This window comes from Methylobacterium sp. Gmos3, from assembly GCF_056430985.1.
Genome location: NZ_JBWJYL010000003.1, coordinates 165710 through 189507 on the forward strand (window position 1 = coordinate 165710; position 23798 = coordinate 189507).

The 23798-nt window shown below is 69.4% G+C and carries 33 protein-coding genes and 1 tRNA gene; 15 read left to right on the top strand and 19 right to left on the bottom strand.

What is annotated here, in order from left to right:
- The first annotated feature begins 383 nt into the window (after positions 1 to 383).
- The gene (gene gyrB / locus ACS5Q7_RS07060; RefSeq protein WP_478338711.1) at positions 384 to 2828 is read left to right on the top strand and encodes a DNA topoisomerase (ATP-hydrolyzing) subunit B; all 2445 of its coding nucleotides are present in this window, start codon (positions 384 to 386) and stop codon (positions 2826 to 2828) included.
- 86 nt (positions 2829 to 2914) lie between these two features.
- Here the strand turns inward: gyrB and ACS5Q7_RS07065 are convergent, their stop codons facing one another.
- The 5 genes from ACS5Q7_RS07065 to ACS5Q7_RS07085 are packed head-to-tail and all read right to left on the bottom strand — an operon-like array spanning position 2915 to position 6706.
- On the bottom strand, positions 2915 to 4252 hold the full coding sequence (locus ACS5Q7_RS07065) for an NTP/NDP exchange transporter (RefSeq protein ID WP_478338712.1): 1338 nt from the start codon (positions 4250 to 4252) through the stop codon (positions 2915 to 2917).
- Positions 4249 to 4986, bottom strand: coding sequence for an NADPH-dependent F420 reductase (locus tag ACS5Q7_RS07070; RefSeq protein ID WP_243958484.1), 738 nt, complete (start codon positions 4984 to 4986; stop codon positions 4249 to 4251). Before ACS5Q7_RS07070 ends, ACS5Q7_RS07065 begins: the two co-directional genes overlap by 4 nt.
- Complete coding sequence (locus tag ACS5Q7_RS07075) at positions 4976 to 5881, bottom strand: aldo/keto reductase (RefSeq protein WP_478338713.1); 906 nt, start codon at positions 5879 to 5881, stop codon at positions 4976 to 4978. Before ACS5Q7_RS07075 ends, ACS5Q7_RS07070 begins: the two co-directional genes overlap by 11 nt.
- 31 nt (positions 5882 to 5912) lie before the next feature.
- The gene (locus ACS5Q7_RS07080) at positions 5913 to 6248 is read right to left on the bottom strand and encodes a hypothetical protein (RefSeq protein ID WP_478338714.1); all 336 of its coding nucleotides are present in this window, start codon (positions 6246 to 6248) and stop codon (positions 5913 to 5915) included.
- A gap of 29 nt (positions 6249 to 6277) precedes the next feature.
- A complete protein-coding gene (locus tag ACS5Q7_RS07085) occupies positions 6278 to 6706 on the bottom strand; it encodes a CHRD domain-containing protein (RefSeq protein WP_478338715.1) in 429 nt (142 codons plus the stop codon).
- Positions 6707 to 6838: 132 nt separating this feature from the next.
- Here ACS5Q7_RS07085 and ACS5Q7_RS07090 point away from each other — a divergent pair, with 132 nt between their 5' ends.
- From ACS5Q7_RS07090 to ACS5Q7_RS07105, 4 genes are all read left to right on the top strand, one after another.
- Entirely contained in the window at positions 6839 to 8806 is a 1968-nt protein-coding gene (locus ACS5Q7_RS07090) for an OPT family oligopeptide transporter (protein WP_478338716.1), read from the top strand.
- Between the two features lie 94 nt (positions 8807 to 8900).
- Positions 8901 to 8977 (top strand) — tRNA-Met (locus ACS5Q7_RS07095).
- A 284-nt stretch (positions 8978 to 9261) separates the two neighbouring features.
- Positions 9262 to 9441, top strand: a complete 180-nt coding sequence (locus tag ACS5Q7_RS07100) for a hypothetical protein (protein WP_055959102.1) — start codon at positions 9262 to 9264, stop codon at positions 9439 to 9441.
- The gene (locus tag ACS5Q7_RS07105; protein ID WP_272481521.1) at positions 9442 to 9564 is read left to right on the top strand and encodes a hypothetical protein; all 123 of its coding nucleotides are present in this window, start codon (positions 9442 to 9444) and stop codon (positions 9562 to 9564) included. It begins immediately after the preceding gene.
- Positions 9565 to 9640: 76 nt separating this feature from the next.
- Here the strand turns inward: ACS5Q7_RS07105 and ACS5Q7_RS07110 are convergent, their stop codons facing one another.
- The 10 genes from ACS5Q7_RS07110 to ACS5Q7_RS07155 all read right to left on the bottom strand — a co-directional run bounded on the left by ACS5Q7_RS07110 (position 9641) and on the right by ACS5Q7_RS07155 (position 13390).
- Positions 9641 to 10108, bottom strand: coding sequence for a hypothetical protein (locus ACS5Q7_RS07110; protein ID WP_055959100.1), 468 nt, complete (start codon positions 10106 to 10108; stop codon positions 9641 to 9643).
- Between the two features lie 34 nt (positions 10109 to 10142).
- On the bottom strand, positions 10143 to 10364 hold the full coding sequence (locus tag ACS5Q7_RS07115) for a hypothetical protein (RefSeq protein WP_243214760.1): 222 nt from the start codon (positions 10362 to 10364) through the stop codon (positions 10143 to 10145).
- A gap of 75 nt (positions 10365 to 10439) precedes the next feature.
- On the bottom strand, positions 10440 to 11231 hold the full coding sequence (locus ACS5Q7_RS07120) for a hypothetical protein (RefSeq protein ID WP_055959093.1): 792 nt from the start codon (positions 11229 to 11231) through the stop codon (positions 10440 to 10442).
- A gap of 61 nt (positions 11232 to 11292) precedes the next feature.
- Positions 11293 to 11487 (bottom strand): hypothetical protein, encoded by a 195-nt coding sequence (locus ACS5Q7_RS07125; protein WP_055959090.1) that lies wholly within the window; start codon positions 11485 to 11487, stop codon positions 11293 to 11295.
- Positions 11484 to 11939 carry a hypothetical protein gene (locus tag ACS5Q7_RS07130; protein ID WP_478338717.1) on the bottom strand — a complete coding sequence of 152 codons (456 nt, stop codon included), beginning with the start codon at positions 11937 to 11939 and terminating at the stop codon, positions 11484 to 11486. The genes ACS5Q7_RS07125 and ACS5Q7_RS07130 overlap by 4 nt, the downstream gene beginning before the upstream one ends.
- Entirely contained in the window at positions 11936 to 12166 is a 231-nt protein-coding gene (locus ACS5Q7_RS07135) for a hypothetical protein (RefSeq protein ID WP_055959084.1), read from the bottom strand. Before ACS5Q7_RS07135 ends, ACS5Q7_RS07130 begins: the two co-directional genes overlap by 4 nt.
- The gene (locus ACS5Q7_RS07140; RefSeq protein WP_146180520.1) at positions 12163 to 12522 is read right to left on the bottom strand and encodes a fasciclin domain-containing protein; all 360 of its coding nucleotides are present in this window, start codon (positions 12520 to 12522) and stop codon (positions 12163 to 12165) included. Before ACS5Q7_RS07140 ends, ACS5Q7_RS07135 begins: the two co-directional genes overlap by 4 nt.
- 2 nt (positions 12523 to 12524) lie before the next feature.
- On the bottom strand, positions 12525 to 12905 hold the full coding sequence (locus ACS5Q7_RS07145) for a hypothetical protein (RefSeq protein WP_055959078.1): 381 nt from the start codon (positions 12903 to 12905) through the stop codon (positions 12525 to 12527).
- A 2-nt stretch (positions 12906 to 12907) separates the two neighbouring features.
- On the bottom strand, positions 12908 to 13186 hold the full coding sequence (locus ACS5Q7_RS07150) for a hypothetical protein (RefSeq protein WP_146180521.1): 279 nt from the start codon (positions 13184 to 13186) through the stop codon (positions 12908 to 12910).
- Positions 13187 to 13195: 9 nt separating this feature from the next.
- A complete protein-coding gene (locus ACS5Q7_RS07155) occupies positions 13196 to 13390 on the bottom strand; it encodes a hypothetical protein (protein ID WP_146180522.1) in 195 nt (64 codons plus the stop codon).
- 110 nt (positions 13391 to 13500) lie between these two features.
- Here ACS5Q7_RS07155 and ACS5Q7_RS07160 point away from each other — a divergent pair, with 110 nt between their 5' ends.
- Positions 13501 to 13800 (top strand): hypothetical protein, encoded by a 300-nt coding sequence (locus tag ACS5Q7_RS07160; RefSeq protein WP_055959069.1) that lies wholly within the window; start codon positions 13501 to 13503, stop codon positions 13798 to 13800.
- Positions 13801 to 13811: 11 nt separating this feature from the next.
- Here the strand turns inward: ACS5Q7_RS07160 and ACS5Q7_RS07165 are convergent, their stop codons facing one another.
- Positions 13812 to 13982, bottom strand: a complete 171-nt coding sequence (locus ACS5Q7_RS07165; protein WP_156375894.1) for a hypothetical protein — start codon at positions 13980 to 13982, stop codon at positions 13812 to 13814.
- Positions 13982 to 14314, bottom strand: coding sequence for a hypothetical protein (locus ACS5Q7_RS07170; protein WP_055959066.1), 333 nt, complete (start codon positions 14312 to 14314; stop codon positions 13982 to 13984). The genes ACS5Q7_RS07165 and ACS5Q7_RS07170 overlap by 1 nt, the downstream gene beginning before the upstream one ends.
- A gap of 362 nt (positions 14315 to 14676) precedes the next feature.
- Between ACS5Q7_RS07170 and ACS5Q7_RS07175 the strand changes: the two genes are divergently transcribed.
- The 7 genes from ACS5Q7_RS07175 to ACS5Q7_RS07205 all read left to right on the top strand — a co-directional run bounded on the left by ACS5Q7_RS07175 (position 14677) and on the right by ACS5Q7_RS07205 (position 19225).
- Entirely contained in the window at positions 14677 to 14970 is a 294-nt protein-coding gene (locus tag ACS5Q7_RS07175; protein WP_055959065.1) for a helix-turn-helix domain-containing protein, read from the top strand.
- A 185-nt stretch (positions 14971 to 15155) separates the two neighbouring features.
- Entirely contained in the window at positions 15156 to 16844 is a 1689-nt protein-coding gene (locus tag ACS5Q7_RS07180; protein WP_055959062.1) for an AAA family ATPase, read from the top strand.
- 27 nt (positions 16845 to 16871) lie between these two features.
- Complete coding sequence (locus tag ACS5Q7_RS07185) at positions 16872 to 17138, top strand: hypothetical protein (protein WP_055959058.1); 267 nt, start codon at positions 16872 to 16874, stop codon at positions 17136 to 17138.
- A gap of 52 nt (positions 17139 to 17190) precedes the next feature.
- Positions 17191 to 17790 (top strand): hypothetical protein, encoded by a 600-nt coding sequence (locus tag ACS5Q7_RS07190; protein ID WP_055959056.1) that lies wholly within the window; start codon positions 17191 to 17193, stop codon positions 17788 to 17790.
- A complete protein-coding gene (locus ACS5Q7_RS07195; protein WP_055959052.1) occupies positions 17777 to 18136 on the top strand; it encodes a hypothetical protein in 360 nt (119 codons plus the stop codon). Before ACS5Q7_RS07190 ends, ACS5Q7_RS07195 begins: the two co-directional genes overlap by 14 nt.
- Positions 18111 to 18902, top strand: a complete 792-nt coding sequence (locus tag ACS5Q7_RS07200) for a metallophosphoesterase (protein WP_055959048.1) — start codon at positions 18111 to 18113, stop codon at positions 18900 to 18902. Before ACS5Q7_RS07195 ends, ACS5Q7_RS07200 begins: the two co-directional genes overlap by 26 nt.
- Before the next feature lie 2 nt (positions 18903 to 18904).
- On the top strand, positions 18905 to 19225 hold the full coding sequence (locus ACS5Q7_RS07205) for a hypothetical protein (protein ID WP_055959045.1): 321 nt from the start codon (positions 18905 to 18907) through the stop codon (positions 19223 to 19225).
- A 263-nt stretch (positions 19226 to 19488) separates the two neighbouring features.
- On the opposite strand, the gene ACS5Q7_RS07210 is transcribed toward ACS5Q7_RS07205, so the two are convergent.
- Together ACS5Q7_RS07210 and ACS5Q7_RS07215 are read right to left on the bottom strand one after the other, a co-directional pair.
- On the bottom strand, positions 19489 to 20355 hold the full coding sequence (locus tag ACS5Q7_RS07210) for a phage antirepressor (protein ID WP_055959042.1): 867 nt from the start codon (positions 20353 to 20355) through the stop codon (positions 19489 to 19491).
- On the bottom strand, positions 20352 to 20984 hold the full coding sequence (locus tag ACS5Q7_RS07215) for a hypothetical protein (protein WP_162238979.1): 633 nt from the start codon (positions 20982 to 20984) through the stop codon (positions 20352 to 20354). The genes ACS5Q7_RS07210 and ACS5Q7_RS07215 overlap by 4 nt, the downstream gene beginning before the upstream one ends.
- A gap of 205 nt (positions 20985 to 21189) precedes the next feature.
- Here ACS5Q7_RS07215 and ACS5Q7_RS07220 point away from each other — a divergent pair, with 205 nt between their 5' ends.
- On the top strand, positions 21190 to 21453 hold the full coding sequence (locus tag ACS5Q7_RS07220) for a helix-turn-helix transcriptional regulator (RefSeq protein ID WP_146180523.1): 264 nt from the start codon (positions 21190 to 21192) through the stop codon (positions 21451 to 21453).
- A gap of 802 nt (positions 21454 to 22255) precedes the next feature.
- Positions 22256 to 23494 carry a hypothetical protein gene (locus ACS5Q7_RS07225; RefSeq protein ID WP_055959032.1) on the top strand — a complete coding sequence of 413 codons (1239 nt, stop codon included), beginning with the start codon at positions 22256 to 22258 and terminating at the stop codon, positions 23492 to 23494.
- Positions 23495 to 23798: the final 304 nt, after the last annotated feature.

Consider the following 23798-nt stretch of genomic DNA (forward strand, 5'->3'; position numbering starts at 1 on the left):
CGTTCAGTCATTGCGAGTAACGAAGCAATCCAGGGTAGCGGGACGTTCCCGAACCGTGGCGGATCCCTGGATTGCTTCGCTTCGCTCGCAAAGACGGAGGGCGTTCTCGGCTTTCCGGCCGGACTCTCGGGACGTGGCGCTGCCCTGGATTGCTTCGCTGCGCTCACTCAGACGGGGGTGGTTCCGGGCGCTGGAACCGCCCCTTAGCGACCCCATCCACAGGCTGCCGAAAGGCCGTGCACGGCCTGGTATGGCCCGGCCATAAGTACGTGCATCGGCAGCACAAAACCCCTATATGGAGCTGACAGGAAGCATGAGCAGGCTGGCGCCTCCGCTGCGTACACGCACCGCGCGAGATGTCCGCCGCCTGCCCGAGGAAGTTCATGGCCGATACACCCGAGAACCAGCCCGCCGAGTACGGCGCTGAATCGATCCGTGTACTCAAGGGGCTCGATGCCGTCCGCAAGCGGCCCGGAATGTACATCGGTGATACCGATGACGGCTCCGGCCTCCACCACATGGTTTATGAGGTGGTCGACAATGCCATCGACGAGGCGCTGGCGGGCCACGCCGACCTCGTGACGGTGACGCTGAACGCCGACGGCTCCGTCACCGTCACCGATAACGGCCGCGGCATTCCCGTCGACATCCACAAGGAGGAGGGCGTCTCGGCGGCCGAGGTCATCATGACCCAGCTGCACGCGGGCGGTAAGTTCGACCAGAACTCCTACAAGGTCTCCGGCGGCCTGCACGGCGTCGGCGTCTCGGTGGTGAACGCCCTCTCGCAGTGGCTGCGCTTGCGGATCTGGCGTAACGACACCGAGCACGCGATGGAGTTCCGCCACGGGGACGCGGTGGCGCCGCTGAAGGTGATCGGACCCGGCGGCGGCCGGCAGGGCACGGAAGTAACCTTCCTACCCTCCACCGACACCTTCACGATGATCGAGTTCGATTATCCGACGCTGGAAAAGCGCTTGCGTGAGCTGGCCTTCCTCAATTCCGGCGTTCGCATCGTCCTGACCGATGCCCGCCATGCCGAGAAGAAGCGCGAGGAACTGTACTACGACGGCGGCATCGAGGCGTTCGTGCGCTACCTCGACCGTTCGAAGAAGCCGATCGACGGCATGACCAACCCGGTGGTGGTCCGCGCCGAGCGCGACGGTATCCGCGTGGAATGCGCCTTCTGGTGGAACGATTCGTTCAACGAGACGGTGCTGCCCTTCACGAACAACATCCCGCAGCGGGATGGCGGCACCCACATGGCTGGCTTCCGCGCCGCCCTGACCCGCCAGATCACCGGCTATGCCGACAGCTCCGGCGTCTCGAAGCGCGAGAAGGTGTCGCTGACCGGCGAGGATTGCCGCGAGGGGCTGACGGCGGTCATCTCCGTGCAGGTGCCGGACCCGAAATTCTCGTCACAGACCAAGGACAAGCTCGTCTCGTCCGAGGTGCGCCCCGCCGTCGAGAACGTCCTGAACGAGGGCCTCTCGACCTGGCTCGAAGAGAATCCGCAGCAGGCCCGCGTGGTGATGAGCAAGGTCGTGCTCGCGGCCTCGGCCCGCGAGGCGGCGCGCAAGGCCCGCGAGACCGTGACCCGCAAGGGCGCGCTGGACATCGCCTCGCTGCCCGGCAAGCTCGCCGATTGCCAGGAGCGCGATCCGTCCAAGTGCGAGATCCTGCTAGTCGAGGGCGACTCGGCCGGCGGCTCGGCCAAGCAGGGGCGCGACCGCGCCTTCCAGGCGGTGCTGCCGCTGCGCGGCAAGATCCTCAACGTCGAGCGCGTCCGGGCCGACCGGATGCTGTCCTCGGCCGAGATCGGCACGCTCATCACGGCGCTGGGCGCCGGGATCGGCCGCTCCTCGACCGACCGGGAAGGCTTCAACCCGGACAAGTTGCGCTACCACCGCATCATCATCATGACCGATGCCGACGTGGACGGCTCGCACATCCGCACCCTGCTGCTCACGTTCTTCTTCCGGCAGATGCCGGAGCTGATCGACCGGGGGCACCTCTATATCGCGCAGCCGCCGCTCTATAAGGCCGAGCGCGGGCGCCGGGCGATCTACCTGAAGGACGAGCGGGCGCTCGAAGACTACCTGATCGAGCAGGGCGTCGAGGGCGCGGTGCTGCGCCTCTCCACGGGCGCCGAGTTCGCCGGGCCGCAATTGCGGGCGCTGGTGGACGAGGCACGGGCCTTCCGGGGCATCCTCCAGGGGCTGCACACCCGCTACGACCGCTCGGTGGTGGAGCAGGCCGTGCTGGCCGGCGCCTTCGATCCCGAGATCGAGAACCGCCCCGGCGAGGCCGAGGTGCTGGCGGACATGACCGCCAAGCGCCTCGACGCTATCGCCGACGAAATCGAGCAGGGCTGGGAGGGCGAGGTGGCCGAGGGCGGCTACCGGCTGAGCCGGACGCTACGCGGCGTCAAGCAGGTGGCGACGCTGGATGCCGGCCTCGTGACCTCTCAGGAGGCCCGCCGGCTGGCCGAGCGTGCCGACGCCTTCCGCGAGATCTACGGCGAGGCGGTGACGCTGGTGCGCAAGACCGACGAAACGGTGCTGCACGGGCCCGTCGGCCTATTCGAGGCGGTGATGGCCTTCGGCCGCAAGGGCCTGCAACTCCAGCGCTACAAGGGTCTCGGCGAGATGACCGCCCAGCAGCTCTGGGAGACGACGCTGGACCGCGACGTGCGCTCGCTGCTGCAGGTGAAGGTGAAGGACGCCACCGATGCCGGCGACCTGTTCGTGAAGCTGATGGGCGACGTGGTGGAGCCGCGCCGCGAGTTCATCCAGGAGAACGCGCTCAGCGTAGCGAATCTCGACGTGTAAGAGGGCTGATCGTCATTGCGAACGCAGTGAAGCAATCCAGGGCAGCGGGCCGCATCCGAATATGGCGCGCCTCTGGATTGCTTCGCTTACGCTCGCGATGACGGCGAGGATTGTTCGTCGGCCTCACGCCGCTTCTCCTGCGCCCGCCCGAGCCAAAGGCTGTTGGCGAACCACAGCACCGACAGCGGCACCGCGACACCGGACACCCCCGCCACCCCGAGGCCGATCGCGCTGAGGCCGGTGAAGGACCACGCCCCCGCCTGATCCCCCAGGCGATAGACCACCGTATCGATGAAGCTCTTCGCCTTGTAGCGGTCCTCGCGCGGCACCACCGTGAACAGCACCTCACGGATCGGCCGGGCGATGGCGAAGTTGCCGGCCCGGCGCAGCACCTGGAACCCCACGATCACGCCGATGGTCGGCGCATAGGCCAGCGCGGCGAAGCCGAAGACGCTGAAGACCGGCAGGATCGCCAGCGTCGCCGCCACCCCGAGCCGCCCGACGATCCGTCCGGTGAGGAGCAGCTGCACCCCGAGGGTCAGCACGTTCACGGCGAGGTCGACGGTCGCGAAGAAGGCGGTCTGCGATTGCTGGTCCGGGAAACTGCGCTTCGCGATGCCCGCCTGCTCGAAATAGAGGTAGGTCGAGGTGATCGAGAACAGCAGCAGGAACAGCGCGATGTTGAGGAGGTAGGGCGAGGCCACGGTGCGGGTGATGCCCGACCAGATGCTGCCGCCGATGGCGGTGTCCCGCGTGGTCCCCTCGTTGCCGCTGCCCGGCACCTCGTGAAGCTGCTGCGCCAGCCGGGCGAGGCCGTGCATCGAGAACACCGCCGCCTCCAGCAGCACGACGGCGCAGAGCATCAGCCCCCAGGTTGGGACGTTCCTGGCGAGCCCCGCCGTGGTGGCCGAGCCGGCGATGGCGCCGAGCGTCGCCCCGGCCGCGATGAAGCCGAACAGGCGCCGCCCCTGCTCGTTGGTGAAGACATCGACGATGGTCGCCCAAAAGATCGACACCACGAACAGGTTGAAGATCGACAGCCAGATGAAGAACACCCGGCCGATCCACACATCCCAGTCCGGCGGCGCGAGGTAGAGCGCGGCGGCGAAGCCGACGATGTTCAGGGCGAAGAAGCGGTAGGTGAGCGGCACGAACCGCGCGCGCGGCATCCGCTTCACCAGCCACGCGAATGGCAGGTTCAGCGTCAGCATCCCGACGAGGGTGGCGGTGAACAGCCAGGGCAGGTTCTGGATGCCCCCCGCGACGCCCATCTGGTCACGGATCGGCCGCAAGACGGAGTAGGCGGCGAGAATCGAGAAGATGTAGGCCCAGGACCACGCCAGCGCCGACCCTTCTCCGGGCCGGATGTCGATGAGTCGTGCCAGGGGGCCGCGTTGAGGCGCGGCCGCCTGCCCATCGCTCACTTGGCGAGCCCGAGCTTCTCTTTCAGTTCGGGCGCGGTGACGTCGTGGCCGAAGCCGGGCGAGCCCATGGCGAACTTGTCGGCATCCTTCAGGCCGCCGACCACCACCGGTTCGAAGCCGGCGTCCCGCACGAGGCCCTCGGCCACCTTAAGCGCCTGCGGGTCGTCCCCCGCGATCGGAATCGCCATACGCCCACCCGCACGGTCCTTGCCGCCGTTGGCGCCGGCCTTGGCGAAGATCTTGTAGTTCGCCGCGTTGAAGGCCCGGACCAGCTTCGCGCCGGGAAAATACTTCGCCGATGTTTCGCCGATACCGTTCTTCTGCGCCTCGGCGTAAAGCTCGCCGTCGCGCCGCTCGGTGGCGTTGCCGGCATCGAGCACGACCTTGCCCTTGAGGAGCGGGCCGACCTCCTTCGAGAGCTCGGGATAGGCCTTGTAGGGCACCGCCAGGAACACCGCGTCGGCGAATTTGATCGCCTCCTCCGGCGTGCCGGCCTTCGCCTTGGCGCCGAGCTCGTCCACCAGGGGCTTCAGGTTCTCGGGGTGGCGCGAAGCGAACATCACCTCGTGCCCGTCCTTCACCCACAGCCCACCGATCGTGCCGCCGATATTGCCGCCACCGATCACGCCGATCTTGATCTTGCCGCCGGATTCCTGCGCCAGCGCCGGGCTTACGGTAAGCGCGAGGGCGCCGAGGACGAGCGCCGCGCGGCGCGAGAGCATGTCAGAGCGCATCGATGAAGGCCTCCATCTGCTTGCGCTGACCGGGATCGGGCAGCGGGTCGTGGACGGCGCCGAGGTTGTCCTCGACGTAGGACGCCTTGGCCATTCCGGGGATCGGGCACGTCACCGCCCGGTGGCCGAGGACGTATTTCAGGAAGAATTGCGGCCAGCTCCGGCAGCCGATTTCCTTGGCCACGGGCGGGAGTTCCTTGCCGCGCACCGCGTTGAACAGACGATCCCGCCCGAAGGGCACGTTGATCATCACCGCGATGCCCTTGTCGGCGGCGAGCGGCAGGATGCGCTCGGCGGCGGCGCGGTTGTCGATGGCGTAATTCACCTGCACGAAGTCCAGCAGCTCGGCCTGCATCACCGGCTCGAGCCCGTCGAACTGGTTGTCCCGCCAGACGGTGACGCCGACATAGCGAAGCTTCTTCTCGCCCTTCAGGTCGCGCAGGACGGCGAGATTGTCCTTCGTGTCGATGAGGTTGTGGACCGCCACCAGATCGAGGTGGTCCGTGCGCATGCGCTGGAGGGAGCGGGCGAACTCGGCCCGCGTCTCGTCGCGGCCCTTCGTATCGACCTTGCTCGCCAGGAAGACCTTGGAGCGCAGGTCGCCCTCGGAGAGGATCAGGCCGAGCACATCCTCGGCGGTGCCGTAGCTCGGCGCCGTGTCGATCACCGTCCCGCCGAGCCGGACGAAGGTCTCGACCGCCTCGCGCAGGGGCTTCACCTGTTCCGGCGCCGGCTCGACCTCGTAGCGGCGCGACGTGCCGATGCCGAGGGCGGGCAGCATTTCGCCGGAGGAGGGGATCGGACGGCGGATCAGGCCGGGCTCCGCCGTGGCGGCGCGGAGCGCGACCGGGCCGAGGGCGGCGGCGCCGAGGAGGGCGCGGCGGGACAGGGGCATCGGGCTTGTCCTTGAGGCGTGAGGGGCCGTGTCAGTCTTCCTCGGGCGGGTCCTCGAACTCGGCACCCTCGGTGTCGGGGGCGATCCGGAAACGGTACTCGTCGATGGCGAGGAAGGCCCGGTGCGCGGCCTGGACGTCGATCCCGTCGCGGACGACGAGGGTTTGGAAATCGATGAACAGCCGGGCGATCCGACCCTCCTCGGTCAGCGTGGCGAGAGCAGAGGAACTCGCCCCCGCCCGCATGGCATAGCGCTTGGCCGCCTCCGTCTCGGACAGGGGCATCACTGCCACCTGTCCGGCGGTCTCGGGCCGCAGGTCGGCCCAACGGGCCGGTGTCCAGGCTATGATGGCCTCGAGTTGCTTCATTGTTTCGGGCGTCTCGCGTGGGGCCGGGCTCAGCGCGCCGGCTCGACCTGGCCGCGGAGCTCGCCCTTCGGGTTCGCCGCGGTATGCAGGTTGAAATACACCTTGCCGCCTTCGAGATCCGCCGCCTTGGCGTCGTCGAGGGTCGCTTCACCCGAGAACGGGCTCGCCTTGGCATCCACCGGGACCAGCACCCCCGCGTTCTCGCCGGCCTTCGCCGGGCCGTGGAAATGCGCCGCCGTTACCGGTCCGGTGAGGCCGCTGTAGCTGCCCTTCCAGCTCAGGCGTTTGGAAGCGGCATCGTAGGTGGCGGTCACCTCGCCCGTGCCCTTCGAGCCCGTGGGAGGGACCTCGCCCGCGCCGGTGAGCTGGGCGCTGAAACGGCCGGCATCGGCCGCCTGGGCGCCGGAGGCGGCGATGAACGCGAGGGCGAGGCCGAACAATGCGGTGCGGTGGGTCATGGCAGTCTCCCGGGGTCCCCCACGGGACCCGCCCTGGCAGATAGGGGAATCGGCCGCCGTGGCCATGACATTGTCGCGGCGGCCCGGACGTGATGTCCTTCCGGCGTCACGAAGGGCGACCGACGGGAAGCGATGGACGCGAGGAACGAGATCGCCACGGCGGGCCGCCATGGTCGCGAGATCACGATGCGGGGCCTCGCCCTCGGCGCCGTGATCACCGTCGCCTTCATGGCGGCCAACGTCTACATGGGCCTGAAGACGGGCATGACGTTCTCGTCCTCGATCCCGGCGGCGCTGCTGTCGATGGGCGCCCTGCGTTTCGTGGGCGGCGGCATCCTCGAGAACAACATCGTACAGACGCAGGCCTCGGCGGCCGGGACGCTGTGCAACGTCATCCTCGTCCTGCCGGGCCTCGTGCTCATCGGCTATTGGAACGGCTTCCCGTTCTGGGAGACGAGCCTCGTCTGCCTCGTCGGCGGCTGGCTCGGCGTCGCCTTCTCGATCCCCCTGCGGCGGGCGCTCGTCACCGGCAGCAAGCTGCCCTACCCGGAAGGCATCGCCGCCGCCGAGGTGCTGCGCGCCGGGCATACGGAAGAGGGCAGGGGTGGCCTTTCCACCCTGTTCGCGGCGGCAGCCGGCTCCGGCCTCGTCGCCTTCCTCACCAACGGGCTGCGGGTGCTGGCGGACGGGGTGCTGACCGCCTTCTCGTTCGGCGGCGCCGCGTTCAGCATCGGCAGCGGGTTCTCCCTCGCCCTCATCGGGGTCGGGTATCTCGTCGGCATCGGCGCCTGCCTCGCGCTGCTCACGGGCGTCGCCATCGCCTGGGGCCTCCTCGTGCCGCTCCTCACCGCCTTCGGGCCGACACTCGGCGCGAACCCTGGGGAGGCGGCGCAGGTGGTCTGGTCGGGCCAAGTGCGCCTCGTCGGCGCGGGAATCATCGCGGTGGGCGGCTTCTGGACGGTCGCCGCGCTGGTGCGGCCGATCCTCGCGAGCATCGTCGCGGCGGCCTCGGCCTCCCACCGTCCCGCCCGCGACCTGCCCCGGCAGGAACGCGACCTGCCGATCCGCTGGGTGGGGATCGGCACGCTGCTCCTCACCCTGCCGCTGACGGGGCTCTTCCTGCGGTTCAGCTTCGCGGCCGGGCTGTCCGGTCCGGCGGCGGCCTGGGTGACGGCGGCCTGCGTGCTGTTCTGCATGGTGTTCGGCGCGGCGATGGCGGCGGTGTGCGGTTATCTCGCCGGCCTGCTCGGCTCGTCCACCAGCCCGATCTCGGGAATCGGCATCCTCGCGGCGATGGTCGGAGCGCTGGCGGTGCCCCTGGTCATCGGCGCTACCGCACCGCCCGAGATCCAGCGCTTCGCCATGGCGGCGGTTCTGCTTGCGGCCTCGGTGGTGGTCACGGCCTCGTCCATCGCCAACGACAACCTGCAGGATTTGAAGACCGGCCAGATCGTGGACGCGACGCCTTGGCGGCAGCAGACGGTGCTGCTGCTCGGCGTGGCGGTGGGCTCGGTGGTGATCGTGCCGCTGTTGTCGCTGCTCTACAACGCCTACGGCTTCGTCGGCGCGCTGCCCCGGCCGGGCATGGACCCGCGCGAGGCGCTGGCGGTGCCGCAGGCGGCGCTGGTCACGCAGATCACGCAGGGCATCGTCCATGCGACGCTGCCCTGGCCGATGCTGCTGCTCGGCGGCGTCCTCGGCCTCGCGGCGGTGGGGCTGGAGGTGGTGCTGAAGCGGCGCGGCCTCAGCTTCCCGGCGCTGACGGTCGGGATCGGCATGTATCTGCCGCTGTCGGTGGAGATGACGATCGGGCTCGGCGGGATCCTCGGCTTCGCCTGTGAGCGTGTCCTGCGGCGGCGCGATCCGGGCGCCATTGCGCCATCCCGCCGCCGGGGTGTTCTGATCGCGTCCGGACTTCTTGTGGGCGAGAGCTTCGTGGGTGTCGGCCTCGCGGCCATCGACGCGGCGTCGGGGCGAACCGGGTCACTTTCGCTGTCGGGATTGGTCGGTGGCGAGGCCGCGTTGTGGCTGGGCCTGGCGACGTTCGGCCTCGGACTCGGCACCATCGCGGCGGCCCTGACCCGCCCCCGCAGGATTTGAACCGGAACCGCCTTACGCCCCGTTGACACCGAGCGCCCGCTCTTCCTATACCGCGCCGGTCGCACGCAGCCCCCACGGGGCGGCAGCGCATTGGGGCGGGGTAGCTCAGCTGGTTAGAGCAGAGGAATCATAATCCTTGTGTCGGCGGTTCAAATCCGTCCCTCGCTACCAACAATTCCAAGTCATCACAGCGACTTAGACGACAAGCCCTGGACACCGTGTCCGGGGCTTTTTGCTTCTCGGGCGGAGTTCGGGCGGACTTTTCTGCACGGCTGCCGGGAGGCCCGCCCGAAATCCATTCCCGGGCGGGTCGAAATCCGACGCTGGCACGCGCCGTGGACAGTCCCAAGCCCAACCGGTTGGATTTGAGTGATCGGCTTAGCCAGCCCTCAACGCGGGCCTGCCACGGTGACCGCGTGAGCCGCGCACCTTCACTCCCCCCGTCCTATGCCCGCATGCGGAACCTGCAGCGCGAGGTTCACGACCTCTGCTACCTCGCCCTGCGGAAGGACCTGACGCGTCCTGAGCGGCGCGCCCGTCTGCAGGAGATCGACAGCCGGATGAGCGATCGGCTGCCCCTCGACGGGCGGGGGATCGACGCCACCATCGAACGGCTGGAGGCCGACCGGGCCTAGGTGCTGGAGGACCACCGCATCAGTCGCGGCGTCATCTACGACGGGCTGACCGACTTCACCCGGCCCTACCGGTGCATGGCCGAGGACCCCGGGCCCTACGTCTACCAAGCCGAGCACGTCTAGAGGCGGGCGGGTTTCAGCCGAGCGGGTGATTTCGGCGCCGGCCGCTTGGATTCCCGCGAGCGGCTAAACCCGGATCTCAGGGTGCGAGGCCGCCGAGGTCCCCGCGATCCTCGGGATCGATCGGGGCCGACAGGTGCCGCTCGCTCTCGACAACGTGCGTCACGCTCTGGCCTAGCCGGCGCTCGGTCAGGAGCCGGTAGGTGCCGTTCCGGAGCAGCGTCACGCCGAGGCAGCGCTCCTGCTTCTTGGCGCCTGGTACCGACGTCAGGAAGATCCCGGCGTACTCGCCGCGCCACGGCTTGAACCAAACCGTCAATGCGACGGTCGTCGCCGGGCCGTCCTCCTGCGGTTTCGGGAGCCACTCCGTCGTCGCGACCCAGGCCTCCTCCGCCTCCTGGAGCACGCGCTTCCGGTTGACGCCCGACAGCGTGGAGGCCGCCCACAGGGGATGCGCCTCGATCGCGTCGACAGGAATCGGCGTGAAGACGACCTCGCCGTCGGGGGCCCAGGCGCGCGTGAATTTTTCGGTGACCGGATCTCGCATGCCCGCATGATGCGGGCGAGCCGTTAACCGGCCGTCAGCCGGCGGAGCGGGCAGCCTCTCGGGCCCGGCGCTCCGGCCCCAGCTTCCGCGCCAGGTCCGCCGGCCGGGACGCCCTCACGAACCCGCGGCTGACCTTCCCCGAGATCTCAGCCATCTCGATCAGGGCGTCGCCGAGCGCCCGCCTCAGGGCGTCCCGCGCGTCGCCGTCGGCGGCTTCCATGTAGGCCCGCTCCATCTCGTCCACGATCCGCTCCATCGATTCTGTCATAGAACGAATGGAGAACAAATCCGCTCGGGAGTCGATCCCTGGACGCGACGTTTCGGCCCTTGGTCAGACGAACCAGCTGACCACCAGTGCGACCGCGATGCAGAGGCCGACCTGCAGAACGGTGGAGCGCAGGCGGTCGATCGCTGCGGCGAGGTTGGCGGTATCCAGGTTGGGGGCGGGATCCGCGGGAGCCTGAAGCGGCGGCCCCTGTTCCGGCACCCCATCATCCTCGTCGACCTTTGGCTGCGGCGCGTCGCTCCAGCTGAGATGCCGGACCGTGCCCCGTGCCACCTCTGGGCTCTCGCTCGCGTGGTCCGCGTGGGGAGCCAGATACCAGGTGACCCCGTAGCCGGGCGGCGTGTGCTCGTCGCCCTTCGTGATCCAGAGATCGAGCTTCACGCCGAGGTGGAACGACGGCATCTCGCCAGCGCGGTAGGCCGCGAGCATCGCGGCCATGTCCATCTCGGGGATCCAACACTCCAGGAACCAGGCGTCCTCGCTCCTGAACTCCCGGTCTCCGGCGATGAAGCCGAGCACGCCGGTGAACGGGGTGTAGCCGTTGCCGTCCTCCTGAGGGATGGCGGGCCGGATCGTCACGGGCAGGACCCGGCAGGTGTCGCCCCATCCAGCGAGCCGGACAGTGTCCCTCCGGATCGCGGCCATCCCGGACAGCTGGGGTGTCCGGCTGATGGTCCCGTAGTCCGTGGAGACGGCCTGGCCCATCTTGAGGTTCGAGACCTCGACCCAGAGGGTCCGATAGGGGTCGTGGTGCCACTCTCCCTCGACCTCCGGGATCGCCATCGTCCCGTCCGTGACGATCGATTTCAGCCGCGCGCGCTTGTCCTGTCTCACCATGTGCCCCCCGAGGTTGAGGCACTCTCGCGGGCTGGCAAGGCCCCGTCCAGGGTTCCCGTCCTTAAGCCTGCCTGCGTCCCACGCGGCGCCGGTCGTTGATGACCTCCCGCTTCACGGCGTGCGAGATCCACAGGGCGAGCTCCCTCCGGAGGCGGGCCGGTCGCTCCACCGGGGTGTCCGCCGGGTTCTCGGAGATGACCTTCTCGACGGTCCAAGCGGCCCCGCCGGCGATCTCGTCGATCGTGGACTGCCTCATGCCACCACCATCAGCTGGACCTCGACGACCTCCGCCTCCAGCCGCTCGGGGAAGAGCGTGGGGTGGTGCAGGCGGAGGTCCTCCCACTGCTCGCGGACCTGCCGCGCCGTCGCCTCGGCCGCCTCGCGCTTGAGGTAGACCTGCGCGGTCGCCAGCCCGTCCCACTCCTTCCGGTTCGGGTGCATGGACCGGTTGCAGAACAGGAGCCCCGTCACGTTGTCCCGGACAGCGAACCTGGTCACCGGCGCGGAGGCCTGCTCGGCGCTCGGCGGGTAAGCCTCCGCCTTTCGCAGGGCGGCGACCGCGCAGGTGCGGCAGCGCTGCGAGCGCTTCTCGCCGACCGCGCGTTCCCGGCAGTCCCGGCATCGGAACGAGTACAGCCCCGACGACCACCCGAACGGACGGAGGGCGTCGTCGGTGTAGCCGTCGTGGATCGGGCAGGATCTGATCATGCTCGCCTCCGCGCCTTGGCCTCGGCGGCCCGGCGCGCCTTCCGGTTTGGGCCGGCGTCGTCGGGCCGGCGGAAGGCCAGAGACGCGACGAACGGGCTCATCTCCCGGCAGGTCACCTCGAACTCGGCCGCGAGCTCGGTGGATCGTGCCATGCGCTCGACCACCTCGCGCACGCCCATGCGCCTCAAGGGGATCCGGCGACCGGCGATGTGGATGCTCTCGCTCATGCCCGTAGCCCCTGCAGCTGCCTCTCGATGCCGAGGCGGACGGCGATGGCGTGGCGAACCTGGCGGACGAATTCCTCGGAGGGGTCCTCGCGGAAATCGTTCGGGGTGCAGTGCCAGGCGCAGTAGACGATCACGGCGTCGCCCTGCGTCACCCTCGCGCCGTTGACGGTGACGACGTCGCCTTGGGTCCCGATCCGGATCTCTTCGCCGTCCGAGGGGAGGCCGATCGCTTCGAGGGCTTCCCTCGCGATCGGCCCGTTGATGGGGGCAACCCATAGGGACGACATCTCTCCCGGCATGACCACGGCCATCCGGGGCGGCGTCATGCGGAAGGGCGTCTCGGTGTAGATGCGCATGGTCAGGCCCTCCACTCGTACCGATTGACCTCGTCGTTGAGCTTCTCCTCGGAGAGGACGATCTCCCCGGCAGGCGTGCGGACGTCGGCAGGCCACCAGTCCCCGTTGTCTCGACCCCAGAACGCCGTGCTGATGGCCTCGTCGAGGGAGTAGACCTCCACCGTCATCGGGGAGTGGAAGCGCATCCCGTGCACCACGTGAGTGACGACCCGGGCCGCCAACTCGGCCTCCCGCTTCAGAAAGGCCGACACCGCCTTGCTCAGGGCCGTCTCGGCCGCGCCGAGGTCGGTCCATACGGTCTTGTCGCCCCAGGGGGCCGCGCAGGCCTTCACGCGGACCTCGTTCCAGGAGACGGCGGCCGCCTCGATCGGGGAGCGGTGCATGCTCAGGCCTCCACCTTCGGCAGGTGCTTCGAGATATCGTTGAGGAAGCACCACAGGCCTGCGGCGCCAACGTCGTCCTCGTCATTGAAGTGCGCGATGATGGCCGCCTTCACCACGGCGGGGTCCCGGGCGAACAGGGCGTCGAGATCCCGAAGGGTTGCGAGCTTGCTCTCGTGCCGGCCGGCCCGGTACTGAGCGTCATCGCCCTCAAAGACCGTGCCGTCCTCGGCCGTGCGGATCTCCACTTGGACCTTGCGGGTCACGGTCTTGTAGCTGCTCACCGCCATCGCTCAGGCCCCCCTGCGCTGCTCGGCGAGCAACCCGTCGAGGCTGTCCCGGAGCGCCCGGACGTGCGTCGTCCCGTCGAGGTCGTCGGGGTCCGTGCAGGCCTCGGCCTCGCGCAGGGCGGCCCGCACCGCGGCGATGTCGTCCTCGATCGCGACGTGGCGCTTTGGCGCCTCGGTGTTCGTGTCCCTGATGTCCATCGTCCTCTCCATCACCACGCCGACCACACCGCCGGCAGACCGCCCGCCGGGGCCTTCTCCGCATCGTCCCGGGCTTGCCTCCCCGGCGGGGCGCGCCCAGACTCCCGGGCATGCCCGAGGACGCCTACGACGCCGCCGACGCCCGCCACCTTGAGGGCATGCCGCTGCCCCGGGCCCGGCCGGCCGGGCATGTCGAGGACCGCTACCCCGTTGAGGACGGCCCGGGCTCCGGGGAGCGCGTCGAGCTGGTCGTGCGGGTGCTCCGCGGAACGGCACGGTCCACCGTCATCGTGGCCGACCCGGCCACCGGGCGGGCCCTAGCCCAAGACGTCGTCCCGCACGGGGGCGAGGCCGGCGCGGCGGCCGCGGCCGTCTACGCTGCGCTGAAGAAGGCCAACGCTTGCCTGTAGAGATCCGAGGCTCACGGGCAGTCCTCCCCGCGGGCGGCCTGACGGCGCTGGACGGCCGCGACGATGCGGGTGACCTCCGTCGGCGGCCGCGGGCCATCCAGGCGCGAGAGGACGCCCACGCCGAGGATGAGCGCGAAAACCAGGGCGATCGAGACCATCGCGACGATGAGCGTGAGGTCCATCAGGACGAGGCCCCCGCGGACCCGGAGACGGCACGGCGTGCGATCTCGCGTGCGACCGAGGCGTCGATCCAGAACGTGCGCCCGTCCTCCATCCGGTAGGCACCGCCGACCTCGGCCTCGATCGCGGCCGCGGTCCGGGCGTCCTCAACCGCCATCACGGCCGCAGCGTCGTCGAGGAAACCCTGGCGGTAGGAGTGCGGCAGGTTCTGAACCTGCTCGCCCTCAGTGTAGGAGAAGGGCCCCTGAAAGGCCGTCCTGCGAGCGTTCGACCGCCGAACCCAGCGCACGAACAAGGCCTGCGCGATAGCAAGCTGGCGCTCTTGAACGCTCACGTCCGGCCCTCCGAGATGAGGCCCTTGGCCACCAGCACCGCGTAGACGCCCCCGGCGAGCTGCAGGTCGTCGAGCCCATCCTTGCGTCCCTACGTGAGGACGGCGCGGATGAGCTCCCACGGGGCGGGGGACGGCGGCGGGGCCGGGGCCCACCGGGGCTCGTTGGGGAACCGCCGCTGGAGGTGGACCCTCAGTTCCTCGGTAGCCTGTGCCTGGTGCGCCATTCCATTTCCCCCATCGAATCCGTGCAGATGAGAGTCTGCCATGGATCGCCGATTTCCACTGGACGGTGTCCAAAAAATCGCGCAGCCGACTGAGTCGCGGGTAGGTGCCTTGCATGCTGATGCGGTAGGCTCCGGGTCATGAGCATCTTCAACCTCGGCGAGGAGCTTGCCCTCGCCCGCCGCCACCGCCGGCTCTCGCAGCGCCAGCTCGCCGCGAAGGCGGACGTGAGCGTGTCGTGGCTCTCGGCCTTCGAACGGGGAGACAGCTACGAGCCGAGCATGCACCGGGTGATGAGGTGCCTGCACGCCCTCGGGCTCGACCTGCGGCTGTCGACGTACAACCAGGGCCGGCCGTCGCTGGACGACCTCCTGGCGCAGGACGAGGAGGCCGACCGCAGCCCGGCCCTGAAGGCCGCGCTAGGGCTTGGTTAACCCTAGGAACGCGACCCAGTCCGCAACGAATGCACATCCCTTGCACATTGGACCGGCCTGGTGCACATAGGGGTCACACCGGAGTTCTCGCCATGACCTTCCCTCGCTCGAAACGGATGCACCGCCCCGCCGCCTGAGCCCTGCTCGGCGCGCCCCGCGTGCACTCCTTTCCAGCGAGACCTCCCATGACCGACGACGCCTCCCGGGCGCGCGCCGCTGCCGTCCAGGCCGCCCGTGCCACGCTCCTCGACTCCACCGCGCTGACGGGGCCCCGTCAGCCCGAGGCTTCCCTCGGACCGCGAAAGAAGGGCTACGGCGCCGAGTTCGTCGGGTACGACGCCCGCCGCGACGCGGGCCTGGCGATCGCCGCGTTCCTAGCCGAGGAGCCTCAGCTCCCGGCGGCGCTCGTCAGGACCCTCGGGCGGACGCGGCGGGACGTGACGATCGCGTCCCTGCAGAAGGCAGACGACGCGCTCCGCGAGCACGCCAACGCCGATGGCGTTTCGGACGCTGGGCAGGACGCCGCGGCGCATCTGGCGGACGACCTCTTGTTCGCCCAGGCGGCCCTGGGGAACGCCAAGGCCGCGGCCTACTGCGCCAGCATCTGCCTGCGCCTGTTCCACGCCTCGTTGGCGAACGGCAACCATGCGGCTGCCTGGCTCGCCCTGCGGAACGGTATCCGGTACTCCACCGACGCGACGGTGGACCTGCAGGAGTCCGAGTACGTCTCCGATCAGCAAGCGTCGCTGCTCGCTCCCTACGATGGGCTGGCGCTCAAGCTCGGCGAGACGGCCGCGATCGTCGCGGCTGCGCACAGGCAGATCGGGGTCGAGGAAGATCTGCTGCGCGGCGGCGCCGGCGGCGCCGGCGGCAGCGCGAGGGCGTGGGTCGACGAGCAGGCCGACGACCTGGCGGCGCTGGCTCAGCTGGACTGGCCCCTCGGCGACGGCGGGTGGCGGGACCGGGCGGCGCGCCCCGCCCCGACGCTCGTCGTCCTGGCCAAGGGGGCATTGGACCACCTGCCCGGGTCCGAGACCTCGGGGTCGTCCCGGTCGACGCGGGGATCGACGCCGCGCGCGGAGTTCAACGCGCTCGCCGGCGAGGCCCTCCCGCTCGTCCACGGCGTCGACGTCGTGGCCGTCGGCAAGCTGCTCGATGCGCGGTTCCCGTGGTTCAGGGATCTCACCGCGCTGCTGCTGCGGGACCTCGCCAACGGAGGTGTAGCCCGGCTGCGGAACACTCTCGCGGTGAGCCCGCCCGGCAGCGGGAAGACGAGCTACCTGCAGGCGTTCTGCCAGGCGGCCGGGATCCCGTGCGTCCTCTACAACGCCGCCGGCGTCGCCGACGCTGCGTTCGGCGGGACGTCGCGCCAGTGGAGCACGGGGCGCGCAAGCGTCCCGTTGCAGACGATCCAGCGGCTCCGCGTCGCCAACCCCGTCATCATCATCGACGAGATCGAGAAGGCGGGCACGAGGTCGGAGAACGGGCGCCTCACGGACTCCCTGATCGCCCTGCTGGAGCCGGCAGGGAGCCGCGCCTTCCACGAGGTCTATCTGGAAACGAACGCCGATCTGAGCGGCACCCAGTTCCTGGCGACGGCCAACGGGACGGGAGGCGTCCCCGGCCCCCTCCTGGACCGCTTCCGCGTCGTGCACGTCGGCCTTCCCAGGGCCGAGGACCTGCCGGTCGCGGCGGCCAACCTCGTCAGCGAAATCCGCGACGAGCGAGGCCTCGACTCCGGCTGGCTCCCCGATCTCGACGGCGACGAGCTCCACCTCCTTGGCCGCGTGTGGAAGGGGGGCTCGCTCCGCCCGCTCCGCCGCGCCGTGACGACGCTTCTCGACGGCCGCGAGACCCTCGCCCGTCGCCACTGACACCCCACCCCCTGAAGGAGAGATCCCATGACCGACGCACACCCGAGCCGCGCCTCGATCATCGTCCTGGAGGCGGCGATCACCCAAATGCGAGCCCGCCACGAGCAGGACGAACTACGCGACGAGCTCGCCGTCACCGGCCTGTCCGTCCTCCACCTGGCGAGCTGTGCCTACGCCCGCGGGGCCTTCCCGCCATCGGAGGCCCGCTACCTCTGCCCGGGCCTGCTCGCCCTCGCCGACGCGCTGCCTGCGAACCCGGACGACCGCCGTGAACCCCGCGAGGTCCGCGCGTGAAATCGGCGCGCGGTCCCCCCTCTGCTCACCCCTCAGCCCCCAGGAGACCCCCATGCTCATCGACGAATTCCGCACGATCGCTGACGACGCCGTGTGCCGGCACGTAGGCCACGTCGACGTCGTCCCCACGGGCGTCAGCCCGAGCGCCCACGGTCCCCTCGTCACGTGGACGGGTGGCTCCCCGCTGCCCCGTCAGGACGACGGCCGCTTCGTCCCGCCGCCCCCCGCGCAGGACGTCCTCCGCGTCCTGGCGCGCGTCCTCGCCCTGCGCTGGCAGACCGGCCGCGCGGTCGTCCCGGACGATTGGGACGCCACGCTGCGCGGGCGCTACCCGACAACGTTCGAACCCGGGGGGCCGTACTCGGGCGGCGGCTGGCGCTGGCTGTGGGAGGCGGGCGCGAGCCTGGTCTCCGAGGCTGGGGCGACGGGATTCCGGACCGAACAAACGAAGGAGAAGTTCGCGCAGGCCCGCTGGCATTACTCAATCGAAGGCAAGACTAGGAAGGCAACGCGCAATGAAGTCTCGACTATAGTTGACTGCGTGGAGCACCTGTCGGCCTATGTCTGTGAGACCTGCGGGGCCCCCGGCCGTATCCGCAAGGGCGGGTGGGCGAAGACGTGCTGCGATCTCCACGCCAATGGCAAGGCATGACGTCTACCGGAACCTGACCCGCCGCGCCTGGAGCGTGCGCGAGCGGGGCAGGGTCGTCGGCCACGTGCCGGCGATCGTGCTTGCCGACGTCGTCCTCCGAGCGTCGGAGGCGGGGCGCCAGCGGTGCCTGCGGACGGGGGCCCGGGACGTCCACGCATGGGCCACGGGCACGGTGGCCGAGGGGGCGCGGCCGCCCTCGGCGGTGAGGCTCCGGTACGGCCTCTGGTGTCCCGGATTTAGGACGAACGGCCTCCTGGTTACCCGGGCGTCGATGGCGTGGTTCGAGGCGGACGGGTCCGCGTGGATTGAGGGAGGTTGGGATGACAAGGGCATGGATTTTCTCTGACGTGCACGACGATGCCGACTGCTGGGAGGCCCCGGCCGTGCCGGTGTGCGACGTGGCGATCGTGGCCGGCGACGTCGCCGATGGCTTGACGAAGCGCAGCCTGCCCTGGCTCGCGGCGTGCGTCGCGCCGTACGTCCGGCATGTCGTCTACGTGCCCGGGAATCATGATTTTTACGGGAGCCGCTGGCAGAGCGAGCTCGAACGCGGGCGCGAGGCCGCTGCGGCCGCGGGCATCCACCTGCTCGCCGTCGGGGAGGTCCTGGCCATCGAGGGCGTACGGATCATCGGCGCCACGGTCTGGACGGACTACGCCTTGCTTGGCGAGGCATGGCGGGCTCCGACGATGGCCTCCTGTGGTGACCGCAACGGGGGGATGCGAGACCATCGGAAGGTCAAGGTCCGTACGGCCTCGGGCGAGACGAACGCCTTCAGGCCGAGCGCCGCCGCCGCCGAGCACGTCGCCCAGCTTGGGCGGATCGAGCGCGCGCTTGCGGAGACGTGGGACGGCCCGACGGTCGTCGTCACGCATCACGCCCCCCACCCCGCGTCGCTCGGGAGGCAGGGCCCCCTGCAGGCGATCGACGCGGCGTACGCGACCGACCTTACGCGCGTCCTCGAAGGTCCGGACGCACCCGCCCTGTGGATCCACGGCCACATCCATCGGTCCGCTGACTACGTCGTCGGCGGGACGCGCGTGCTGGCGAACCCACGCGGCCGGCATGGCGAAAACCCGGCGTTCGACCCCGCCCTCATCGTGGAGATCTGACCGTGCGTGCGCTCGCCATCTTCGCCCTGCTCGCCGGCCCCGTCGAGGCGGATGCCTTCCAGCCCGCCCCGGGCCTCTACTGCCCCGAGGGGGCCGACGTCCCCGCGATCGTCGTCGGTCCCGAGGCCGGGGTCGTCGGCATCGACCTGATGGAGTGCCACGGCGCCCGGATAGCCGGCGGCCGGGTGACGTCCCGCCAGTGCTACGGCAACGGGGGCAGCGTCGTCCCCTACGACGCGGAGCTCGTCCTCCTGCCCAGCAGCGTCCTACTGCACGACGGCGTCCGGTACCGGCGGCGGCTCGAAGGGGAGCCGTGCCCGTAGGCCGCCGAGCGCCTGGATCGGGGGTGCTGCAGCGCGCCCCACGAGCGAGGCCGGATTCCGCTCTCGGTGTAACGCCGATCGCGCGGACTGAAACGCGCGAAAATATGCTGAGAGCGTGCCGAAACCGTGCGCAGGCGTGCCCGGGCCGGGTTGCCAATGATAGCGAACCGGCCTTCGCTCCCATTTCGCTGCACAAGATTTCAGGCACGAAAAAGGGGCCCGGTCACCCGGGCCCCTCGTCACCACTCAGAGTCTGAGTGGTGTCAGTCGAACAGGTCGGGCTCCCGTGCGGCCCGCCAGTCGACGGAGACGCAGAGCTCGCGTCCGTAGTGGAGGATGCCCTTCGACGTCATCTTCGGCGTCGCACGGGGCTTGCCGCCGTACTCCTCGATCCGGACGCGGAACGGGGCACGGTCGATGAGGTCCTGCCGGGGGAGGTTCGACCTGTTCAGATCCAACAGGTCGCCGCGCTCCTTCAGCCAAGCGATGAACTTGTTCGGCTTTTGCCCGAGGGCCTTGCCACCGGCCTGGAGGCTGTAGAGCCCCTCGCTCTCGGCGAACCGCTCGACGCACTCCACCGCCGGCCGGGCCCGCTGTACCTGCCGCTGCGAGGCGGTGAGCTGGCGAGAGGTGTCGATGAGCTCCTGGTCTGTGATGACGAGGCGCTCGACGAGGGCGTCCTCCCGATCCATCCGGGCCAGGAGCATCCTCCTCAGCACCCTGTTATCGTCGAGGTCCTCGGGGATCGCGACCGGCGTCGGGGCGGGTGCCACGGCGTAGGAATCGGTCCGCCGGATCTCGGGGAGGACCTCGTTCATCGCCCACCGACGGAACCGCCATGCCGTCGCGCCCTTCACGAGGGCACGCTGGCTGCGCATCAGCAGGGTGTAGAGACCGCCCTCGGTGATGACCAGGACCTCGCCCTGGGGATGCCCTAAGAAGATCTTAGCCCTCTCGTCCTCGTCGAGCGCCTTGAGCGAGACGGACGGGTTCGAGAGGCGGGCGGCCTTGCAGACGTCGGCGCCGACGAACCAGGGCAGCCCGTCGATCTCCACGACGCGGATGTCGTGGTTGTCGAAGCGGAAGATCGAGATCGCCGGCGCGGCCGGGATGCGGACGATGGCGTTCACGCGCGCCTCCCGTCGGTGGCGAGGGGTACGGCCACGAAGGCGATGTTCGGGGGCAGTAGGCCGGCGATGTCCCGCGCGGTCTCGGGCGCACCGATGACGATGCCCCGCTCGTACTGTCTGTTCTCGGCCAGGCATTCGACCATGTCGTGCAGGTCGCTCACGACGGCGGCCCGGCAGACGTAGACGCAGGGCACGTCCTTCCCGTCGATCAGGACGTGCCAGAAGGCCCGGGCGAACGGGCGGACTTTGCTGACCTCGGCGCCTGGCAGAAATGCGCCCGGGTCCCGGCGGAAGATCGCCTCGCGCGCCTTGTCGCTCTTCCCGCCCGGCGCGTCGTCGCCGGTCACCAGGAGGAGGCGGTCACGCGCAGCGGCTTTGGCGGCCTCGATCCGGAGCTCGATCGTACCGAGGACGCTCCTGCGCAGCATCGGGAACGCCGGCTCGGCAGTGCGCTCCAGGAGGAACGACCGCGCCGCGTGGGGATCCTCGACGCTCATGGCCGCCGCGATCTCAAGGACCGAGGCCTCCTCGAAGCGCTCGGCGTACTGCGAAATTCCCTGGGCGAGGGACGCGGCGAGGCTACCGTTCGGGGCGGTCGTGGTGGTAAGGTGGGTGCACGGTTCGGTCACGGGGATGCTCCTGTGGCTGACCAGGCCTCGGCGGCGTTCGCGCGCCTCCGGGGCCATTTTTTTTCGCCAGTGGATCCGGCGATGTCGGCACGAATCGGAGGATATCACCTTCTTCTGAGAACGCGAGTCGATGTGCCGTCATTGCACGTTTCGGGCGCTTTGGTGATAATGGCCTTCCATCGAATCCGGCTCGGAGTGCCTCGTCGTGTATCCCTCCCCAATGCAGCTGCGCGCCGCGCGGACCCTCGTCGGCCTGACGCAGGACGAAATTTCCCGACGCGTCGGCCTGTCCCAGAGGACCATGGTCGCCGTCGAGATGAGGAAGTCGTCCCTGAGCGCGCTCCACTCCGTGATGGGGTTTTACGCCGGCTTGGGCATCAGCTTCTCAGGCACGCCCGACTACACGGTGCAGACCGTCACCTACACGCAGGCGACGCCTCCGGACGTGCCCCCGATCCCGGCCACGTAAGGGGATGTCTGGCGGGCGGTGACCTGCGCGCGGCGCGGTTCGCTGCCGCGATGAGTTTGCCTCGGTAGCGCCCGCCCCACCGTGCCAGGACGCTCTCCACGCCCTCGCTCGCCAGCGTTGCCCGCACGGCGGCCGCGGTTGGGGTGACCCTCAGCCGACTCTCCCAATCCTCCTCGTGGACTAAGCGGACCGCGCGAATCGGTCAGGTGTAGTCAACGGGCACGAATGCGTCCCCAAGGGCGGCGCAAGCCGATCGGCATGCCCGGTAGGTCGGGACAGGGTCGGCGAGGATGCCGACTCGCAGCAGGCCTGCGAAGGTGAGTAGGAACGCCTGGTCACTGGGCATCACGCCTCGGCTCCGATCCTACCGGCGTCGATGTGCTTCACGGCCGACAGGGCCCGCTCCAGGGCCGCCGCGAGGTCGTCGGGTAGACCCCGATCGGGTTAGGAGTTCGAGCCACCAGCTCACCAAGCTGTTCGCGGATTCGATATGTCCTCACGGCATCAGGCGACGGCCGCATGCGAGCACAAATAAATTTTCGACCGCATTAGAGCCCCGTGGAGCCGTCCACGGGGCTCGTTGGCTGAATCCTCCGGTGCCTCGAAGTTAGGCCGTGGGCGAGGCTGAAATCGATGCTTTACCCCCGTGAGATCATGCACCCCGTCGGGGCGGTTGAACTACTGGTCTCGCGAAGTATATCAGCGGATCTCCAAAGCACATACCCATAGACTAAGGCTAATGTCGAGCGGATCATCGGTCCCGACACGGCGGTGTGGTGCCTGACGTGTCGATGGATACGACATGCTCAACACGGCACAGGCGCGCGACCGCGCCCTCGATTTCCACTGGCGCATCCCGGAGAACATCCTCTCGGCCGCCGGCATCCCCGACATCCCCGATCGCAGGCAGGACGTCGCCAGGCGCAGCGTCCTCGCGGCCGCGTGCATCGCGGCCGACATGGCGCCCGGCGAGGATCGCTGGGTCAGCTACTCGCGCCGCAAGGCGTTCTACGCCGGTCAATCGCGGTACATGGGCCTGCCCTACACCTACGACCGCGTGCTCGCCGCCGTGGCTGAACTCGTCGAGCTCGGGCTGATCGAGGAGGTCCGGGCCCGCCCTGGCGACCACCTCTCCACCGGGATGCAGAGCCGCCTGCGTGCGACCCCCGACCTCGTCCACGCCTTCCGCGACGCGCCCTTCGAGTACGAGACGCGTCGCTGCCGCCTCATCCTCAAGGACGAGGCCGGCGACGTCATCGGCTACGACCCGACACGTCAGACGCGACGCCTGGAGGCCGAGCTCGACCGCATCAATGCCTACCTCGGCAAGGTCTCGGTCACGATGCCGACGGGCAACGGGTGGGAGCACGCCACGCGCGTTGTCCGAGCCCGCAACGACCGCAAGGAGAAGGGGACGTGGGCCAGCGTCGTCCCGACCCCGAGCCCCGAGGTTTACCGCGTGTTCGGCCGTGGCCGTTGGGACCGCCATGGCCGGCTCTACGGATGGTGGCAGAACCTCCCCAAGGGACGCCGCCGGGAGCTCCTCATCAACGGCGAGGCGGCCTTCGAGCCGGACTTCGCCACCCTCCATCCGCGGATCCTCTACGCAGCCCGTGGTCACGTCTTGCGCCACGATCCCTACGTCACGGGGACATTCCCCCGTGACGAGGGCAAGCTCGCCCTCAACGTCGCCTTGAACGCGAAGACCATGAACGCGGCAGCGGCGGCCATTATGGACAAGGACGACTGGGAGCACGGCTGGGACTACACCCGCGGCCTGCTCAAGGCCGTCGTGGCGCGGAACACCCCCATCGCCGCAGACATCGCTGCAGACCGTGGGATCCGCTGCATGGCCGTAGACAGCGCCATGGCGGTGGATGTCCTCAAGGCCTGCGAGAAGGCGTCCATCCCCTGCCTGCCCGTCCACGATAGCTTCATCGTACCGGCCTCCAAGGGCCCGTGGATGGAGGCCAAGATGGACGAAATCCTGACGGGCGTTCTCGGCGCTGTAACCCGTTCTCCCTCAACGATAATCGGGTAATTGGTTCCACATATGGGCCCCTGGGCCCCCGTTGTACCCTTGGGCCCGGGCCTCCTGGTTCCCCGCAGGTCGTCATCCCGCCGTCGTCCCCCTGCTACCTTCCCCGTCGCTGCCGCCTGCCCCGTTCCCCGGTGTAGCTCACTACCGTGACGCTCTGCGCCGCCCTCCCTGGATGTGGCTGGCCGTCGACGCTCGGGGGGGGTCGTAGGAATGGCTCTACCCCCTACTGGACCGCCGTCGTTCCAAGTCTAGAACCGCCGCTTACCCCTTGCTAGACCGTCGTTATTCGCCCTCTTTTGCTTGT